Annotated in this window: 19 protein-coding genes; 15 read left to right on the forward strand and 4 right to left on the reverse strand. The window is 47.5% G+C overall.

Annotated features, from left to right (window positions below; all coding sequences use genetic code 11):
- Positions 1 to 163 precede the first annotated feature (163 nt).
- From rpoE to JYJ62_RS11245, 13 genes are all read left to right on the forward strand, one after another.
- Positions 164 to 742 (forward strand): RNA polymerase sigma factor RpoE, encoded by a 579-nt coding sequence (gene rpoE / locus JYJ62_RS11185; protein WP_205342306.1) that lies wholly within the window; start codon positions 164 to 166, stop codon positions 740 to 742.
- 34 nt (positions 743 to 776) lie between these two features.
- Positions 777 to 1,397: a sigma-E factor negative regulatory protein gene (locus tag JYJ62_RS11190; RefSeq protein WP_205342307.1), complete on the forward strand. Its 621-nt coding sequence runs from the start codon at positions 777 to 779 to the stop codon at positions 1,395 to 1,397.
- Positions 1,398 to 1,400: 3 nt separating this feature from the next.
- Positions 1,401 to 2,387 (forward strand): MucB/RseB C-terminal domain-containing protein, encoded by a 987-nt coding sequence (locus tag JYJ62_RS11195; protein WP_232365769.1) that lies wholly within the window; start codon positions 1,401 to 1,403, stop codon positions 2,385 to 2,387.
- Positions 2,380 to 2,838, forward strand: a complete 459-nt coding sequence (locus tag JYJ62_RS11200) for a SoxR reducing system RseC family protein (protein ID WP_205342308.1) — start codon at positions 2,380 to 2,382, stop codon at positions 2,836 to 2,838. Before JYJ62_RS11195 ends, JYJ62_RS11200 begins: the two co-directional genes overlap by 8 nt.
- Before the next feature lie 68 nt (positions 2,839 to 2,906).
- Positions 2,907 to 4,295 (forward strand): DegQ family serine endoprotease, encoded by a 1,389-nt coding sequence (locus JYJ62_RS11205; protein ID WP_232365773.1) that lies wholly within the window; start codon positions 2,907 to 2,909, stop codon positions 4,293 to 4,295.
- Positions 4,296 to 4,495: 200 nt separating this feature from the next.
- Positions 4,496 to 6,295 (forward strand): translation elongation factor 4, encoded by a 1,800-nt coding sequence (lepA, locus tag JYJ62_RS11210; protein WP_205342310.1) that lies wholly within the window; start codon positions 4,496 to 4,498, stop codon positions 6,293 to 6,295.
- Between the two features lie 3 nt (positions 6,296 to 6,298).
- Positions 6,299 to 7,150: a signal peptidase I gene (gene lepB, locus JYJ62_RS11215; protein ID WP_205342311.1), complete on the forward strand. Its 852-nt coding sequence runs from the start codon at positions 6,299 to 6,301 to the stop codon at positions 7,148 to 7,150.
- Between the two features lie 86 nt (positions 7,151 to 7,236).
- Positions 7,237 to 7,614 carry a DUF4845 domain-containing protein gene (locus JYJ62_RS11220; RefSeq protein ID WP_205342312.1) on the forward strand — a complete coding sequence of 126 codons (378 nt, stop codon included), beginning with the start codon at positions 7,237 to 7,239 and terminating at the stop codon, positions 7,612 to 7,614.
- Positions 7,611 to 8,306: a ribonuclease III gene (gene rnc, locus JYJ62_RS11225; protein WP_205342313.1), complete on the forward strand. Its 696-nt coding sequence runs from the start codon at positions 7,611 to 7,613 to the stop codon at positions 8,304 to 8,306. The genes JYJ62_RS11220 and rnc overlap by 4 nt, the downstream gene beginning before the upstream one ends.
- Entirely contained in the window at positions 8,299 to 9,198 is a 900-nt protein-coding gene (gene era / locus JYJ62_RS11230; RefSeq protein WP_205342314.1) for a GTPase Era, read from the forward strand. The genes rnc and era overlap by 8 nt, the downstream gene beginning before the upstream one ends.
- A gap of 54 nt (positions 9,199 to 9,252) precedes the next feature.
- A complete protein-coding gene (recO, locus tag JYJ62_RS11235) occupies positions 9,253 to 9,939 on the forward strand; it encodes a DNA repair protein RecO (protein ID WP_205342315.1) in 687 nt (228 codons plus the stop codon).
- Positions 9,939 to 10,685: a pyridoxine 5'-phosphate synthase gene (gene pdxJ, locus JYJ62_RS11240; RefSeq protein WP_205342316.1), complete on the forward strand. Its 747-nt coding sequence runs from the start codon at positions 9,939 to 9,941 to the stop codon at positions 10,683 to 10,685. Before recO ends, pdxJ begins: the two co-directional genes overlap by 1 nt.
- A gap of 263 nt (positions 10,686 to 10,948) precedes the next feature.
- The gene (locus JYJ62_RS11245; protein ID WP_205342317.1) at positions 10,949 to 11,305 is read left to right on the forward strand and encodes a thiol-disulfide oxidoreductase DCC family protein; all 357 of its coding nucleotides are present in this window, start codon (positions 10,949 to 10,951) and stop codon (positions 11,303 to 11,305) included.
- A gap of 143 nt (positions 11,306 to 11,448) precedes the next feature.
- Here JYJ62_RS11245 and JYJ62_RS11250 read toward each other — a convergent pair whose 3' ends face one another.
- The gene (locus JYJ62_RS11250; protein ID WP_205342318.1) at positions 11,449 to 12,891 is read right to left on the reverse strand and encodes a class II fumarate hydratase; all 1,443 of its coding nucleotides are present in this window, start codon (positions 12,889 to 12,891) and stop codon (positions 11,449 to 11,451) included.
- Between the two features lie 27 nt (positions 12,892 to 12,918).
- On the reverse strand, positions 12,919 to 13,089 hold the full coding sequence (locus JYJ62_RS11255; protein ID WP_205342319.1) for a DUF2897 family protein: 171 nt from the start codon (positions 13,087 to 13,089) through the stop codon (positions 12,919 to 12,921).
- Positions 13,090 to 13,356: 267 nt separating this feature from the next.
- On the opposite strand from JYJ62_RS11255, the gene pyrF reads away from it, so the two are divergent.
- The gene (pyrF, locus tag JYJ62_RS11260) at positions 13,357 to 14,046 is read left to right on the forward strand and encodes an orotidine-5'-phosphate decarboxylase (RefSeq protein ID WP_205342320.1); all 690 of its coding nucleotides are present in this window, start codon (positions 13,357 to 13,359) and stop codon (positions 14,044 to 14,046) included.
- 220 nt (positions 14,047 to 14,266) lie between these two features.
- Entirely contained in the window at positions 14,267 to 15,028 is a 762-nt protein-coding gene (locus tag JYJ62_RS11265) for an SDR family oxidoreductase (protein WP_205342321.1), read from the forward strand.
- 51 nt (positions 15,029 to 15,079) lie between these two features.
- On the opposite strand, the gene JYJ62_RS11270 is transcribed toward JYJ62_RS11265, so the two are convergent.
- Together JYJ62_RS11270 and JYJ62_RS11275 are read right to left on the reverse strand one after the other, a co-directional pair.
- Positions 15,080 to 16,159 carry an LOG family protein gene (locus tag JYJ62_RS11270; protein WP_205342322.1) on the reverse strand — a complete coding sequence of 360 codons (1,080 nt, stop codon included), beginning with the start codon at positions 16,157 to 16,159 and terminating at the stop codon, positions 15,080 to 15,082.
- Positions 16,160 to 16,168: 9 nt separating this feature from the next.
- Positions 16,169 to 17,578: an MBL fold metallo-hydrolase RNA specificity domain-containing protein gene (locus tag JYJ62_RS11275; RefSeq protein ID WP_205342323.1), complete on the reverse strand. Its 1,410-nt coding sequence runs from the start codon at positions 17,576 to 17,578 to the stop codon at positions 16,169 to 16,171.
- Positions 17,579 to 17,607 lie beyond the last annotated feature (29 nt).

Here is a 17,607-nt window from a genome sequence, read left to right on the forward strand (position 1 = left end):
CAGAGAAGCGTTACAGTAGAATATAAGGTTGGGTGCGTCTGTGGTGAGTCTTCTTTTGATACCAGATGCTTTACTGTCAATGTTTAATGCGGAGAACGAGTATGACGCAGACTGAATGTGTTATGAAATGTGATATTGCGAAGTGGCAGGTTGGGGACTATGCATGACGCCGGATGATGATCAGCAGCTGGTAAAGCGCGTTCAAAGTGGTGATAAACGCGCTTTTGACTTATTAGTATTAAAGTACCAGCATCGGATTTTAGGCTTAGTTGTGCGATTTGTGCACGATCCGCATGAGGCTCAAGATGTCACTCAAGAAGCGTTTATCAAGGCCTACCGCGCTTTGGCAAACTTTCGTGGCGATAGTGCTTTTTATACGTGGTTGTATCGTATTGCGATTAATACAGCGAAAAATTATCTGGTCTCACGTAATCGTCGTCCACCCAGTAGTGATGTCGATTCAGGTGATGCGGAGTTTTATGATGGCGACCATGCTTTAAAAGATATGGCTTCCCCAGAGCGCCTGATGCTACGCGATGAGATTGATGCAACGGTGCAGAAAAGTATTAAGCAATTACCAGAGGATTTACGTTGTGCGCTAACTTTACGTGAATTTGATGGTCTCAGTTATGAGGACATTGCAACAGTGATGCAGTGCCCCGTAGGTACAGTGCGTTCGCGCATTTTTCGAGCACGTGAGGCTGTTGATAAAGCCTTACGGCCCCTGCTGCAAGACGCCTAGTAGTGCGCAACGCATGCCAAGAGAGGAAGCTAAAATGAGTCAACACATCCTTAACCAGTCGCTCTCAGCACTTATTGATAATGAGGCTGAAGAGTTGGAGTTGCGTCGAGTACTGAATGCCAGCAACGATCCAGAGTTGCGCGCTACTTGGTCACGGTATCAAATTGCTCGTGCAGCGATGCATAACGAACCCTTCAGTGCACAAATCGATTTGTCTGCGAGCATTATGGCGGCGATTGACGCCGAGCCTGCACTTGTTGCTGAGCAAACAAATCATCAAGTGGATATTGTCGCGCAACCTGCTAAAGAACGCACGATGCCTTGGTTGGGTCGCTTAGCGGTGGCCGCTTCGGTCACTCTCGCAGTCTTAGGCGGTGTACGTTTTTACAATCAAGACACTGTGCAACAAGATGCGATGCTGGTGCAAAGCGAGCAACGACTGCCGGCAACCAATCAATCACAAAGCCCTGTGGTCTTAGCCAGTTACGGTACGCAAAGCGCACCGGTTGCAACGGCGCAAACAGCTTCTGAGCAAGATTTATGGTATGAGCGACGTGTGCCTAGCTATTTACGTCAACATGCTCAGCAAACCAGTGTTAATCAAGCTGAGGCGAGTCTTCCTTATGCACGAGCTGCAAGTCTAGAAGGTCAATAAGGGATGCCAGTAAAAGCCTTTTGTTCGGGTATTGCGCTGTGTATGACACTAACCAGTAGTGCCTATGCTGCGCAATCAGCCCCTGCCGAGCAGTGGTTACAACGCTTACAAAGTGCAGATGCGGTGCAAGGCTATCAAGGTACTTTTGTTTATGAACGTAAGGGTGCATTTTCGACTCATCAGATTTGGCGACAGGTCAATGCACAAGGGCAATTGCTTGAACGTTTTTTACAACTGAACGGACCCGCGCATGAAGTGGTGCGCATTGATAAGCGTGTCACCTGTGTCAGTCCAACACTGGCTGGTGAGTTGCCTGTGGTTGATATTTGGCCGGTCTCATTGGTGAAACCGCAAGACCTGCAGCAGTGGTATGACGTGCATGAGCTCGGTGAATCTAGAGTTGCCGGTCATATAGCACGCGTTTTGTTGTTTTCTCCGCGTGATCAGCATCGTTATGCCGTTGAGTTGCATATCGACCAAGCCACGGCAATTCCGTTGAAAACACTGTTGCTCAATGATCAGGGACAGCTTCTTGAGCGTTTAGAGTTTGTGCAGTTTCAGGCTTCCCCTAGTCAGACACTCACTACTGCTGAGCACGTTATAGTGACACCGAGTGCCGAGTGTTTGCCCATCACTGATGCCAATCAACTTGATGCTGACGAGGTTAGCGTGGATTGGGCTGTAGACTGGACGCCACCCGGTTTTGTCTTGCTTAAAAGTTTTTATAAACAACCGTCAGGCACTACCAGTGGCGTGCTGAGTCAGGTGTACTCTGATGGTTTAGCAAGTTTCTCAGTGTTTTTTGAAAACATAGATAACCTCGACGTTGAGGGTGGACGTCGTCAGTTAGGCCCTACTGCAGTGGTATCAAGAAAAATAGAGCAAGGTGCTAAAACCGTAATGGTGACTGTGATTGGCGAAATTCCGTTAGGTAGTGCTGAGCGAATTGCGCTGTCGATGCAGGCCGAGCAGGAACACGCTGATGATTGAAGAAATGGGCGTTGTTGTTGCTGTTGATTCAGAGGGCGTCTGGGTGGCTACCCAGCGCAAGAGTACCTGTGGTAGTTGCTCGGCCAAGGCTGCTTGTGGGCAAGGATTGCTGAACAGTTTGTCGGCAGATACTAAGCCCCATACGATCAAAGTACAGTCTGATTTGCAATTGCGCGAAGGTGATCAAGTCACCTTGGCTATTTCAGAAGAGTCACTCGTGCGCGGTGCTTTTTTGGTTTATATGCTGCCGTTATTCTTTATGTTTAGTGCTGCTTTAGGCGTGAATGCCTTGAATGCTTCAGAGCCTTGGATTATTTTTTCTGCCGCGCTGGGTTTTCTAGCTGGCGCGGTTTGGGTACGGCTTTATAGCCATCGTTATCTTGATGATGCAGCAACGCAACCGGTGGTACTCAAAGCCCAGATTGCTTTAAGTCCGCAGTTGGATATTTGATTTTAGTAGTGGAGAGTATTATGTCGCAGAAAAAAACGTCGTTGTTTATAAGTGCATGCATAACGCTGATGGTGTTGGTCATGCCCAGTGCGCAAGCGCAACTACCTGACTTTACCGCTTTGGTTGAAGAGTCTGCGCCGGCGGTTGTTAATATCAGTACGCGACAAACGGTACCCATGCAGAGCACCGCTGGTGGCTTTCATTCGCTACCTGACTTAGAAGGTTTGCCCCCTATTTTTCGTGAGTTCTTTGAACGTAGCTTGCCGATGCCACAAGCGCCACAGGGCCGCAATAAAGGTCAGCAACGTGAAGCGCAGTCGCTAGGCTCTGGCTTTATTATTTCCTCTGACGGTTATGTTCTGACCAATAATCATGTGATTGCCGATGCTGACGAAATTATTGTACGTTTGGCTGATCGCAGTGAGCTGATTGCTGAGTTAGTCGGTAGCGATCCGCGTACCGATGTGGCCTTGCTTAAAATTAAAGGTAAGGACTTGCCGGTGGTGCGCTTAGGTAAGTCAAAAGATTTGAAAGTGGGTGAGTGGGTCTTGGCGATCGGTTCACCGTTTGGTTTTGATCACTCGGTGACGGCAGGAATTGTCTCCGCTAAAGGTCGTAATCTACCGAATGATAACTATGTGCCATTTATTCAAACGGATGTGGCGATTAACCCCGGTAACTCGGGCGGACCATTATTCAATCTAAATGGTGAAGTGGTCGGTATTAACTCGCAAATTTTCACCCGCTCCGGCGGCTTTATGGGTTTGTCATTTGCCATTCCTATGGAAGTCGCTTTGGATGTTTCTGAGCAGCTTAAAAATAACGGTAAAGTTGACCGTGGCTGGTTGGGTGTGGTGATTCAAGAAGTTAACAAAGACCTTGCTGAGTCATTCGGTCTTGATAAGCCTGCTGGCGCATTGGTCGCACAGGTTCTGGAAAATGGGCCTGCCGACAAAGGCGGTTTGAAAGTGGGTGATGTCATCTTAAGCATGAATGGTCATCCGGTGGTGATGTCGGCCGATTTGCCCCATTTAGTCGGTGCAGTTAAACCCGGTAAAACTGCTGAGCTCGTAGTGATGCGTGAAGGCTCACGCAAAACCTTGAAAATGAAAGTAGGTGCATTGCCCAGCGATGGTGAGGAAATGTCCCTGACCGACAGTAAGGGCGCGGTAAGTAAAAGTAATCGCCTTGGCATGACTGTAGTTGATTTAACTGCTGAGCAGAAAAAAGCGATTGATTTGCAAGGTGGTGTAGTGATTCAAGAAGTGCACGACGGCGCGGCTGCAATGATTGGTTTGCGTCCGGGTGATGTGATTACCCATCTAAATAATCAAGTCATTGATTCTGCAAAAACCTTTACCAAAATTGCCCAAGACCTACCGAATAATCGCTCGGTATCGATGCGTGTTTTGCGTCAGGGCCGTGCTAGCTTTATAACCTTCAAATTGACGAGCTAACGGTAACGTTCAGATCGTCCTAAGTTCAACTAAAAAAGCGACCACTGAGTGTCGCTTTTTTAGTTTGTAGCGTGCCTGCAGTCCTGCTTTTTTCTGTGTTGAGTCATGGATAGATGACTTGAGCGTTATAAATCAGGTAAACTCACGGGCTATTTTCTGTTGACAGTCTGTCGACGGACTTAATTGTAGAGTGATGTTCTGTGAGTGACTTGAGTCATATCCGTAATTTTTCCATTATTGCCCATATCGACCATGGTAAATCCACTTTGGCCGACCGCTTCATTCAGATGTGCGGTGGCTTGACCGAACGCGAAATGGCGTCACAGGTCTTGGATTCGATGGATATCGAGCGTGAACGGGGCATTACTATTAAGGCGCACAGTGTGACCTTAAGCTATACCGCTCGTGACGGTCGTATCTATCAATTGAACTTTATTGATACGCCCGGCCACGTTGACTTCAGTTATGAGGTCAGTCGTTCGCTCGCTGCTTGTGAAGGCGCATTGCTTGTGGTTGATGCCGGTCAAGGTGTTGAGGCGCAGTCCGTTGCGAACTGCTATACCGCGATTGAGCAAGGCCTTGAAGTGATGCCTGTTCTAAATAAAATCGACTTGCCGCAGGCTGATCCGATTCGTGTGCAAGAAGAGATTGAGCATGTGATTGGTATCGATGCGACCGATGCCGTGACCTGTAGTGCGAAAACAGGCTTGGGCGTTGATGAAGTGCTTGAGCGTTTAGTTAAAGTGATTCCACCGCCAGTCGGTGAGATTGATGCGCCGCTGCAAGCGCTGATTATTGACTCTTGGTTTGATAACTATCTGGGCGTTGTCTCTTTGGTACGGGTAAAGCATGGCCGTATTAAGAAAGGCGATAAAGTCTTGGTTAAATCAACTGGGCGCATGCACCTAGTGGATAGTGTTGGTGTGTTTAATCCAAAACACACCCAGACGGTTGATCTTAAAGCTGGCGAAGTAGGCTTTATTATTGCCGGTATTAAAGATATTCAAGGCGCGCCAGTGGGCGATACCTTAACCCTGTCAACCACCCCTGATGTGGATATGTTGCCGGGCTTTAAACGAGTACAGCCACAGGTGTATGCGGGTTTATTCCCGGTTAGTTCAGAAGATTTTGAAGACTTCCGTGATGCACTGGAAAAACTCACGCTCAACGACGCAGCCTTGCAGTACCAGCCAGAAAGCTCTGAAGCCTTGGGCTTTGGTTTCCGTATCGGTTTTCTCGGTATGCTGCATATGGAAATTATTCAAGAGCGTTTGGAGCGTGAATACGATCTTGATTTAATCACCACAGCACCGACGGTAATTTTCGAAGTCGTGTTGAAAAATGGCGATATTGTTTACGTGGATAACCCTTCACGTATGCCTGATCCATCAAGTATTGAAGAAATGCGCGAGCCGATTGTTAAGGCCACCATTTTAGTGCCGCAAGAGCATCTCGGTAACGTGATTACCCTGTGTATTGAAAAACGTGGCGTACAAATAGATATGCATTTCTTAGGCAGCCAAGTCCAAGTGGTCTATGATTTACCTATGAACGAAGTGGTTCTGGATTTCTTTGACCGCCTAAAATCGGTCAGTCGTGGCTATGCCTCACTGGATTACAGCTTTGATCGTTACCAAGTCGCTCAGTTGTCACGTTTGGATGTGTTAATTAACGGTGAGCGTGTTGATGCGTTAGCCTTGATTGTGCACCGTGATAAGGCTGCATCGAAAGGCCGAGCATTGGCTGAGAAAATGAAAGAGCTGATTCCACGACAAATGTACGATGTGGCCATTCAAGCGGCACTGGGTGGGCAAATTGTGGCACGAACCTCGGTTAAGGCGTTGCGTAAAAACGTTTTAGCTAAGTGCTATGGCGGTGACGTGAGTCGTAAGCGTAAACTGTTAGAGAAGCAAAAAGCGGGTAAGAAAAGGATGAAGCAAGTGGGTAATGTGGAAATTCCACAAGAAGCCTTCCTTGCAGTACTCAGAGTGGATGATTAACCCATGACATTTAATTTCCCATTAATATTAGCAGTCGCTGTTGCTGTTTCTGGCTTATTAGCCTTATTGGATGTGGTGTATTTTGCACCGCGCCGCCGTGCAGCGATTGCTCAATATGAAAAAGAGGCAGTGGCGTATAATTCTGAAGTGCGCGAGCGCTTAGAGAAAGAACCGGTACTGATTGAGTATGGCAAATCATTTTTCCCCGTCTTGGCGGTGGTTTTTGTTTTGCGCTCATTTATCGTTGAGCCCTTTCAGATTCCCTCGGGATCGATGATACCAACCCTTGAAGTGGGCGATTTTATTCTGGTTAATAAGTTTGCCTATGGTATCCGTCTGCCGGTGATTGATGAGAAGATTATTGAGATCAGTGATCCGAAGCGTGGCGATGTGATGGTGTTTAAATACCCTGAAGATACACGTATCAATTACATTAAGCGTGTGGTTGGCTTGCCGGGTGATATCATCACCTATACCAATGAAAAGCGTATTCTAATTAACGGTAAGCCTGTTGCTGAAACCTTCTTAGGTGAAGAGCCAGGCAGTCTGGGTAGTGCACGTTTATATACCGAACAGTTGGGCGAGCAGGAGCATTATATTCGTAAAGAAATGCGCCGTCGAACTGAGCCGACGCGTGAGTGGCGTGTTCCCGCTGGTCATTACTTTATGATGGGTGATAACCGCGATAACTCAAAAGACAGCCGTTACTGGGATGATCCAAGCATACCTTTTGAGCTGCAAGGGATGGTTCCAGATGAGTATATTGTCGGTAAAGCTTTTGCAATTTGGCTGACATGGGCCGATCCTAAGTTCAGTGCATTGCCGAGCTTGAGTCGTGCAGGATTAATCCACTAAAGAATTTAAACCTGCGTTATACACTGACAGAGCTGATGCATAGACCTATTAAAGTGCACAGTCATTAATGAAAAGCCGAGGTTGCTATGCATCAAGTTCGTGCACAAAGGGGCGTGTCATTTTTTACTGGTCTAGTGATTTTGGCCTTGCTTGGTTTTTTTGCTAGTGCTGCTTTTAAGTTGATTCCGCACTACATTGATAATGCCACGTTAGATAAGGCCATTATCGCTGCTGACAGCTCTATCGGAGATAGCATTGATAGCACTGCTGACCTGTACAGCTATATCAGTAAAACGATACTGGCCAATAATATTCGCGACTTGAAAGTGGATGATATTATTCAGATCACGCAAGCCAATAATGAATTTTTAGTGCACCTTAACTATGAGAGACGCGAGCCTCTTATTAAGAATATTAATTTGGTGGTAACTTTTGACAAAAAATATCGAGTGCGTGCCCGGTGAGTGATTTATTACTGGTTTTACAGCGAAAAATTGGTTACACCTTTAAAGATGGCGGATTGTTAACTTTAGCGCTGACCCACCGCAGTTTTGCTGGGCGCAATAATGAGCGCTTAGAGTTTTTAGGTGATGCTATTTTAAACTTTGTTGCCGGTGAGGCATTGTTTCATCACTTTCCACAAGCGAAAGAGGGGCAGCTGTCACGGCTGCGCTCTCGTTTGGTTAAAGGTGAAACTTTAGCCGTATTAGCGCGAGGTTTTGGTTTGGGCGAATATCTACGCTTAGGCTCAGGTGAGTTGAAAAGTGGTGGTTTTCGCCGCGATTCAATTCTAGCCGATACGACTGAAGCCATTATTGGCGCGATTTATTTAGACTCAGGTATGGAAGTGGCGCGTGAGCGCGTCTTAGCTTGGCTTGAGCAACATTTTTCTGAGCTGACACTGGTGGATACCAACAAGGATCCCAAAACTCGGCTGCAAGAATTTTTACAATCACGTGGTAGCGATTTACCGTTGTATGACGTGGTTGATATTCAGGGCGAGCCGCATTGCCGCATCTTTTTTGTGGAATGCCAGGTCAGCTTACTTAATGAAAAAACCCGCGGTCAGGGTGCAAGTCGACGTATCGCCGAACAAGTGGCAGCGACTTTAGCACTGGTGGCATTGGGCATAGAGAGTAATCATCAGCATGACTGAACAAGTAACCCGCTGTGGCTATGTTGCCGTAGTTGGCCGCCCCAACGTGGGTAAATCAACACTGGTCAACCATATTCTTGGCCAGAAATTAGCGATCACTTCGCGTAAACCACAGACCACTCGTCACAATATGCTCGGAATTAAAACCGAAGGCGCTGTGCAAGCGGTATATGTGGACACCCCAGGCTTACATATGGGTGGCAAAACGGCGCTGAACCGCTATATGAACCGCAGTGCTTTAACCGCACTGAAAGATATTGATGTGGCCATTTTTGTGGTCGATCGTATGCGCTGGACCGAAGAAGATGAAATGGTTTTCGAGCGTATTCAGTATCTGACTTGTCCGCTGATTATTGCAGTGAATAAAGCCGATCGCTTAGAAGATAAAAGCCAGCTATTGGCGCATCTTGAGTGGCTTTCTCAGAAATTACCCAATGCACAGATTGTGCCGATATCGGCATTGCACGGTCATAATCTTGAGGCACTTGAGGGTTTAGTCAGCGGCTTTTTACCAGAAAGTGAGCATTTCTTTCCTGAAGATCAAATCACTGACCGCTCCAGCCGCTTTTTGGCCGCTGAATTGGTCCGTGAAAAAATTATGCGTCAATTGGGTGCGGAATTGCCGTACCAGATCAATGTGGAAATTGAAGAGTTTAAGCAAGAAGGACGCATTTTACATATCCATGCGCTGATCTTAGTTGAGCGTGATGGCCAGAAGAAAATCATTATTGGTGATAAAGGCGAGCGTATTAAGCGAATCGGCCAAGAAGCCCGTAAAGATATGGAAACCATGTTTGGCTCGAAGATTATGCTGAACTTGTGGGTTAAAGTTAAAAGTGGTTGGTCTGATGATGAGCGCGCCTTGCGCTCATTGGGTTATCAAGAGTATTGAAACCTATCAAGCATGCGCTCTGTTCTGGAGCGTATGCTGCTTAGAGGCTCAATTATGCAGTCATCGTTAGCCTTTATTCTGCACAGTCGCCCCTACAAAGAAACCAGTGCGTTAATGGATGTGTTTACTCCTGACGGACGCTTGCGAGCCATTTTACGTGGTGCGCGCGGTAAGCTAGGGAGCGTGGCACGGCCTTTTTCTGTCTTGGATATTGAGTTACGTGGCCGTACGGAATTAAAAACTATCAGCCGTATTGAGCCTGCTGGCGAGTTTAATTTCTTGCAGGGGCAGGCATTATTTTGTGCCTTGTATCTTAATGAACTCTTGGTGCGCTTATTGCCGCTCAATGATCCGCATCCTGTACTTTTTGATCACTATGCTCTAACAGTGCAAGGTCTGGCCCATGCTTTACCGGTTGAGCCTTTGTTACGTACTTTTGAGTGGCGGCTGCTTGAGCAATTGGGCTATGGCTTTTCATTTGAGCGGGATAGTGCAGGGCAGGCATTGCAGGCGCAAATGTTGTATCGTCTAGTTCCCGACACTGGCTTTGTAGCGGTGTCGATGTTGCAGCCGGGTGTTTTTTTAGGTGCTGATATTTTGGCGTTAACAGCGGTTGACTGGCAACAAGCAAGTGTTTTACATACGGCTAAGCGTTTAATGCGTCAGGCGTTGGCTGCTCATTTAGGTGGACGTCCGCTGATGAGTCGTGAATTGTTTTTAGCACAAAAAGGGTCTGTGTGATGAATTTAAATAAGCGTATTTTGTTAGGTGTCAATATTGATCATATTGCGACTGTGCGTCAGGCGCGCGGTACGCGTTATCCTGATCCGGTCAAGGCGGCGCTTGATGCTGAGCAAGCTGGTGCCGATGGTATTACCGTGCATTTGCGTGAGGATCGTCGTCATATTCAGGATCGAGATATACGGGTGTTGCGTGAGGTGATGCAGACCCCGATGAATTTTGAGATGGGTGTGACTGAGGCGATGTTAGTCTTGGCTGAAGAGATTCGTCCTGAGCATGCCTGCTTTGTACCTGAGACCCGAGCTGAACTGACCACTGAAGGTGGCTTGGATGTGGTGGCACAGGAAGCACGTATTGCCAGTGCCGTGGAGCGTTTACAAGCGGTGGGCTGTGATGTGTCGTTGTTTATTGATGCCGATGAACAACAGATTCTGGCGGCCAAGCGCGTCGGTGCGACGACGATTGAACTGCACACCGGACATTACTCGGACGCAGTAACACCGGCTGAGCAGCTCGAGCAGTTAGACTTGATTCGTAAAGCGGCCGCTTTTGCTTTAAAGCAAGGGTTAGTGGTGAATGCAGGACATGGTTTGAATTATCATAATGCGGAGCCAATTGCCGCGATTCCTGGGATTAATGAGCTTAATATCGGTCATGCAATTATTGCTCACGCCCTGTTTGTTGGCTTACCAGCAGCCGTTGCTGAAATGAAAGCCTTAATTGTCGCTGCCGCTGTCCGCGGTTAAACCATATGCCTGTGGCGGCTCAGATCTGTAGCACCCCACAGGCATAAACACCCCGCACACGCCTGCTAAATAGTGTTACTCCTGGGCTTTTTAGTCCATGCGAGCCATGTCTGCGACGGCAGCCTTCTAGCCTTAAATAACTCTACACATCTGCGCCCCATGTGACCGCTCCGATACGCGCTTACTCACACGTCAGGCTTTACTTATGCATGGTTTATACGGATCATATGCGATAGGTCTACAGTGATATACGAGGAGCTTGCTTGAAGACTTATCATGCCCAACTCTATTACGACGCTTCCTGCGGTTTATGCCAAAAGGAAATCGAACATCTACGACCTCGTTTAGAGCCTAACGTTAAGTTGGTCGATATTAGCGCTGAAAATTTTCAGACACCAGAAGGCTACACCCTTGAAGACTTATTGACTCGTATTCATTTTTTTGATGGACAGACTATGCATATTGGCTTCAACGCTACCTTGGCCTATTGGCGTGTGGCGGGGTTGAATAAAACAGTCGTCTTGCTAAGCCTGCCCGGAATAAGTCATATAGGTAACCTGCTTTATAACGTTTGGGCTCAATGGCGGCGCAAAAACTCAAGCAGTTGCAAAGTCAGTTGACTGATATTTTTGCGAGGTATGCTGTTCTAGTGGCACTTGGCGGCTGTGTCACCCCTATGGGGTTGCGCAATAGCGTAGCTCTCTACTGCTAACCAGTGCGAGCAATTGCCCGCACTGGTTAAGTCGCAGATGGGTATCCGCTATTAAGACCAACTTCGACGGCTGGTGAGCGAGCCGGATTTGCTGCTCTCATCTTTGTACGGGGTAGGATGGAGCATGTCTTCTGGGCGCACCCATTCGCTAAACTGCTCGTCAGTCACAAGCCCTAGTTCAAGCGCTGCCGCACGTAGAGTGAGATTTTCTTCGTAAGCTTTTTTAGCAATTTTTGCAGCATTGTCATAACCAATATGACGATTCAGCGCAGTCACTAACATCAGGCCGTTTTCTAAGTGGTCAGCCATTTGCTGCTCATTGGCCTGCATGCCTTCCACGCAATGCTCTTGGAAGTTGCGGCAACCATCCGCCATTAACTCAATCGACTCAAGAATATTGTGAATAATGACCGGCTTAAATACGTTGAGCTGTAAGTGACCGTGACTGGCTGCGATATTGATGGTGACATCATTACCCATCACTTGGCAGGCCAGCATTGACAGTGCTTCACACTGCGTTGGATTCACTTTACCAGGCATAATTGAGCTGCCGGGTTCGTTAGTCGGTAAGAGTACTTCTGCTAAGCCTGCACGAGGACCAGAGCCAAGCAAACGTAAATCGTTGGCAATTTTCATTAGCGCCACGGCTAAGGTTTTTAATGCGCCTGATAAGCTTACCAGCGCTTCATGACCTGCCAGCGCAGCAAATTTATTGGGTGCCGAAGTGAGCTGTAACTTAGTCGCTGAGGCAAGTTCGCGAGCAATATTCTCGGCAAAGTTTGCATTAGCATTAAGACCGGTACCTACCGCAGTACCACCTTGTGCGAGCTGGCCCACGATTGGCAACGTTGCTTCAATAGCATGGGTCGCATAATCCAATTGCGCAACAAAAGCGGACAACTCTTGGCCAAAGGTTATCGGAGTTGCATCCATCATATGGGTGCGGCCCGTTTTCACTAAATTAGCGTAACGCTTGGCTTGTTTATGCAAACCATCACGTAGCATTTTTAAAGCAGGAAATAAATCGTGTTCAACCGCTTGTAGTGCCGCAATATGCATTGCCGTCGGGAAACAGTCGTTGGAGCTTTGCGCACGGTTCACGTGGTCGTTAGGGTGCACTGGAGATTTACCACCGCGGCCTTGACCAGCGATCTCATTGGCACGACCAGCAATCACTTCGTTGACGTTCATGTTGCTTTGCGTGCCGCTGCCCGTCTGCCAAACCACTAGGGGAAAGTGTTCATCAAGTGTGCCACTAATGACTTCATCAGCCGCTTGCTCGATCAGTGTGGCAATATCTTCGGGCAGTTCGCCTAAACGAGCGTTGACTCGCGCTGCAGCTTTTTTAACCTGAGCTAAAGCATGTATTAGAGCCAGCGGCATTGGCTGTGAGCCAATTGCAAAGTTTTCTTTAGAGCGCTGTGTTTGCGCGCCCCAATAGGCATTAGCGGGAACTTCAATGGCACCTAGACTATCGGTTTCTGTACGGGACATAACAAATCTCCAACGATGTAGTGAGGGTTATTCTTCTTCCTTACGTTCCGCTTCCTCCATTTCTTCATTGTGTTTACGCATTAATTCTAGCTTTTCCTTGCTGATGGGCATTTTGTCCGCGGTATTGCGCAGTCTGAGTAGACCGGCAACCACTGAGCCAAGTACCAGAGCGATTAATAACCAAATATACCAAGGCATGTAAACCTCCAAAGCTCTATTAATGAGAATCTGACTCATGAGTCTCATGAGTAATTATGCTACATCTTTATTACCCATACCGCTATGGGACACTTATGCTACTGATATTAATAATATAATTGATGTTGTCATACTGTTAGGTAATGTAGGTTTATTTAATATGATCTTTCTTTACTAGAAAAATACAGTAATAGTAAAGTCGATAAGACAGTTTGCTTAGAGGAAGGCTACAATGCTGCAGCATTTTATTGATACGAGACTCAAGACATGACTAGTCCCATTATTGTTGCCTTAGATTTTTCCAGTGAAGCCGAAGCTTTAGCGCTTGCTGCACGTTTAAATCCTCAGCAGTGCCGCCTTAAAGTCGGTAAAGAACTGTTTACTCGCTGCGGACCTAAAGTGGTAGAGGGTTTGCATGCATTGGGTTTTGATGTGTTTTTAGACCTTAAGTTTCATGATATTCCCAATACCACAGCCATGGCAGTAAAAGCTGCGGCTGAGTTGGGTGTTTGGATGGTCAATGTGCATTGCTCCGGTGGCTTAAAAATGATGCAAGCCTGCCGCGAAGTCCTTGATCAGCGCCATGCGGCTAAACCCTTATTAATTGGTGTAACAGTACTGACCAGCATGGAGCAATCAGACTTAGCTGGGATCGGTTTAGATGTCACCCCGGAGCAGCAAGTATTACGTTTAGCACGTTTAGCCGAGCAAGCGGGTTTAGATGGTTTAGTTTGTTCCGCGCAAGAAGCCAGTCTACTGAAAAAACAATGGCCTGCTGGACAGTTGGTCACCCCAGGTATTCGTCCTGCCGGCAGTGCGCAAAATGATCAAAAACGTATTTTGACCCCAGTACAAGCGATGCAGGCCGGTTCGGACTATTTGGTCATTGGTCGTCCAATCACCCAAGCCGCCGATCCAGCACAAGCGCTGAACGATATTTGGGCGGATCTGGCATAAGCAATCCTATCTAAGAACGTCTGGTCCTTTTCTTGCATTGATACAGTAGTTATAGACTCTATCGGTGCTTGAGAAGAGCGGGTGACGCATACATATATTTTACCGCGATGACATACAAACGTCTTCCATTTATAATTGCTTATCATGCGCAGTGATAGTGCTGTGCCTGTTCGCTGAGCTGACTAGAATCAACACCTACAGAAAATAATAACTGAGGGTGTTGCTGATGACGTTAACAGGACGAGTTGCACTAGTGACCGGCGCTTCTAGAGGTATTGGTCGTGCTACAGCACTGGCCTTTGCTGAGCAAGGTCTTAAGGTCGTGGTTGCCGATATCAATGCAGAAGGTGCCGCAGAAACAGTGCAGTTGATTACTGATGCGGGCGGCTCGGCGCTGTTTGTCAGTTGTGATGTGCGCGATGAGCAGCAGGTTAAACATCTGCTCACGACCACGGTTGAGACGTATGGCAGCCTAGACTACGCTTTTAATAATGCCGGTATTGAGATGGAAAACCAGCGCTTGCATGAAGGTTCGATGCATTCCTTTGAGATGATTATGGATGTTAACGTCAAGGGTGTTTGGTTGTGCATGAAGTATCAGTTACAACAGATGTTGCTGCAAGGCGGCGGAGCTATTGTTAATGCTGCTTCGGTTGCGGCCTTAGGTGCTGCGCCGAAAATGGCGGCCTATGCTGCGTCTAAACATGCAGTGTTAGGTCTAACCCGCACCGCCGCTGTTGAATATGCACGTAAAAATATTCGGGTCAATGCGGTATGCCCAGCGGTGATTGATACGGCTATGTATCAGCGTGTCTGTGAAATGGATCCTGCATCAGCCCAGCGTATCCCGCAGCTGCATCCGATGGGGCGTGTGGGGCATGTTGAGGAAGTGGCGGCGGCAGTGATGTATTTGTGCAGTGATGGTGCAGGCTTTACCACCGGGCATGCGTTAACGGTTGATGGCGGTATGACTGCTATTTAAACGCGCTAATAATGCGCTCAGCGATGATCTGGCTGAGCGCATTGAGTTGCTTTAGCTGTTGCTTTTCCAGTTTTGCGGCAGGTTAATAAAATCAACCATCTCACGTAAGCGACCGTGATCGCGACCATTAAAGACAAACTCTAAACGGTGCTGATTACAGAACTCAGGCTCATTATGTTTTTCAGCACAGTAGGGTGTCTGGCTATAACCGTCTTTCACACACAGGTCTAAGAACTCTTTATGTAGCGTTTCCAGTGCTGCACCATTGAGTGGATGATTCATGCGCACGACAAATTTATTTTGAAACCAGCGAGTGGAGTGAAAGTTGCGATAGAAACGCGCAATCTCTAGTCCCGCCTCGGTAGGCGTGCGAACTTGGCGCATTAAACGTAAATCACTCGGCAAGATATACGCTTTATCAGCCAGTTCTTCCCGCATAAACTCCAAGGCTTTATCCCAATAAGTACCACCTTCTTGGTCCAGAAGGACAACCGGTACCAGTGGGCTTTTCCCCGTTTGGATCAGCGTCAGTACTTCCAAAGCCTCATCCAGCGTGCCAAAACCACCCGGACAAAGGACGAGGGCGTCTGCTTCCTTAACGAAAAATAGCTTACGTAAGAAGAAAAAGTGGAACGACAATAAGTTGCCGCTGCCATTCACTGTTTCATTGGCACCTTGCTCAAAGGGCAGAGCGATATTGAAACCTAGGCTGTTTTCCAAGCCTGCGCCTTCGTGTGCCGCCGCCATAATACCGCCGCCAGCACCGGTAATGACCATCAAGTTATGGCGCGCTAAAATTTCTCCCAGCTCTTTGGCTTGTTGATACAAGGGGTGGTCTGGCTCAGTGCGCGCCGAACCAAACACAGTCACCTTGCGGCGGCGTTTAAAGCGTTCCAGTAAACTGAAGGAGGCCTCCATTTCGCGTAGGGTCTGCATCATTATTTTTGCATCCCAACGGTTCCGATCATCCTCCGCCATACGCGCTACGGTTAGCATCATCTCGCGATACAACTCAAGATTAGTGCTGGTAGGCGGCACTGCCATCCTCAGCAGTTCATCAACTTTACTGTCTAAATTGATGCTGCTGACTTGATACTGACGCGCTAAATAATCATCATTCTGAAACGACATAACAACTCCTTATAGAGCAATACGGTCACCTAATTCTGGGATATTGACATCCCAATCCAAGCGTTTTTTAAATTCGCTTTGTAGGATCTGCATTTTTTCCAATTCGCCATGAATTAAATGTAATTCTGGACGGTCCTCAAAATTGCTGGCCCATTCGATTAATTGAGATTGGCCAGCATGCGCCGAGAAGCCGCCTAAGGTATGCACATGTGCGCCGACCATAATATCTTCACGGAAGACACGCACGCTTTTGGCGCCATCGACAATGGCACGGCCAGTGGTACCGCGGGCTTGGAAACCGGTAAAAATCAAATGGCAATCCTTACGCCATAGGTTGTGTTTGAAGTGATGGACAATACGCCCGCCATTACACATGCCGCTACCTGCCACAATGATTGCGCCACTTTTGACTTGGTTAATCGCCATCGACTCTTCAGGTGACGGTGTCATCTGCAGAATCGGTAGCCAGTCTTTTTCTGATTTAATGTTGTACTTGACGAGCATATCTCGATGGTATTGATCAAACTCATCTCGATGGCGGAAGTAAATATTATTGGCGCGAATTGCCATCGGGCTATCTAAAAATACCGTATGTTGCGGCAAACGGCCTTCCTGATAAAAACGACCTAGATGGAATAAAATATCTTGGGTGCGACCGACAGAAAACGCCGGAATCATCACATTGCCGCCGTCTTTTTCCGCTTGCTCAAGAATCGCTACCAACTCATCAAGGGTGTCTTCACTGCAGCGGTGATCACGGTCGCCATAGGTTGACTCAAGCAGCAAAACATCGGCTTTCTTAACCACCGATGGGTTTTTCATGAGCGGTGAGCAAGTGCTGCCTAAGTCGCCTGAAAAGACTAAAGTGCGCACGCTGTTATTCGGCTCATTGAACTGTAACTCGACAATTGCAGAGCCAATAATATGACCGGCATCGTAGAAGGTGACATGGACACCCGGTACGATCTCAACGCTTTCTTCGTAGTTGACTGGTTCACGTTGTTTAAGAACACGTTGAGCATCTGAGCTGACATAGATCGGTTTAATGGCTGGTTTGCCTTTACGGGCACGCCAGCGGTTTTCCCACTCCGTATCCTTTTCTTGGATATGCGCGGCATCGAGTAGCATCAGCTCTAATAATTCAGAGGTTGCATCGGTTGCATAAATCGGTCCGCGAAAGCCTTCTGCTACTAAACGCGGTAACATACCGCAATGATCAATGTGAGCATGGGATATCACCACAGCATCAATATGCTCTGGATTGAAGGCGAAAGGCGAGCGGTTGCCGTTATCGTTTTCTTCGTGATTACCTTGTTGCATACCGCATTCAAGTAGAATCTTCTTCTTATCAAAGGTTTCGATCAAATAACACGAGCCAGTTACTTGTTGAATTGCACCGAGAAAATTGAGTAAGGCCATGATATTTCCTTTTTGGCTGTGTGAATTGA

Source organism: Denitrificimonas caeni (assembly GCF_905120345.1).
Taxonomy (GTDB): Bacteria; Pseudomonadota; Gammaproteobacteria; order Pseudomonadales; family Pseudomonadaceae; genus Denitrificimonas; species Denitrificimonas caeni_A.

Excerpts from the sequence above, each read along its gene's own strand:
- JYJ62_RS11255 (WP_205342319.1), bottom strand. The coding sequence starts at position 13,089 with ATGCCTTGGTATATTTGGTTATTAATCGCTCTGGTACTTGGCTCAGTG.
- rpoE (WP_205342306.1), top strand. The coding sequence starts at position 164 with ATGACGCCGGATGATGATCAGCAGCTGGTAAAGCGCGTTCAAAGTGGT.
- JYJ62_RS11195 (WP_232365769.1), top strand. The coding sequence starts at position 1,401 with ATGCCAGTAAAAGCCTTTTGTTCGGGTATTGCGCTGTGTATGACACTA.
- JYJ62_RS11250 (WP_205342318.1), bottom strand. The coding sequence starts at position 12,891 with ATGTCCCGTACAGAAACCGATAGTCTAGGTGCCATTGAAGTTCCCGCT.
- era (WP_205342314.1), top strand. The coding sequence starts at position 8,299 with ATGACTGAACAAGTAACCCGCTGTGGCTATGTTGCCGTAGTTGGCCGC.
- pdxJ (WP_205342316.1), top strand. The coding sequence starts at position 9,939 with ATGAATTTAAATAAGCGTATTTTGTTAGGTGTCAATATTGATCATATT.
- lepB (WP_205342311.1), top strand. The coding sequence starts at position 6,299 with ATGACATTTAATTTCCCATTAATATTAGCAGTCGCTGTTGCTGTTTCT.
- pyrF (WP_205342320.1), top strand. The coding sequence starts at position 13,357 with ATGACTAGTCCCATTATTGTTGCCTTAGATTTTTCCAGTGAAGCCGAA.
- JYJ62_RS11275 (WP_205342323.1), bottom strand. The coding sequence starts at position 17,578 with ATGGCCTTACTCAATTTTCTCGGTGCAATTCAACAAGTAACTGGCTCG.
- JYJ62_RS11205 (WP_232365773.1), top strand. The coding sequence starts at position 2,907 with ATGGTGTTGGTCATGCCCAGTGCGCAAGCGCAACTACCTGACTTTACC.
- JYJ62_RS11190 (WP_205342307.1), top strand. The coding sequence starts at position 777 with ATGAGTCAACACATCCTTAACCAGTCGCTCTCAGCACTTATTGATAAT.
- JYJ62_RS11200 (WP_205342308.1), top strand. The coding sequence starts at position 2,380 with ATGATTGAAGAAATGGGCGTTGTTGTTGCTGTTGATTCAGAGGGCGTC.
- recO (WP_205342315.1), top strand. The coding sequence starts at position 9,253 with ATGCAGTCATCGTTAGCCTTTATTCTGCACAGTCGCCCCTACAAAGAA.
- JYJ62_RS11220 (WP_205342312.1), top strand. The coding sequence starts at position 7,237 with ATGCATCAAGTTCGTGCACAAAGGGGCGTGTCATTTTTTACTGGTCTA.
- JYJ62_RS11270 (WP_205342322.1), bottom strand. The coding sequence starts at position 16,159 with ATGTCGTTTCAGAATGATGATTATTTAGCGCGTCAGTATCAAGTCAGC.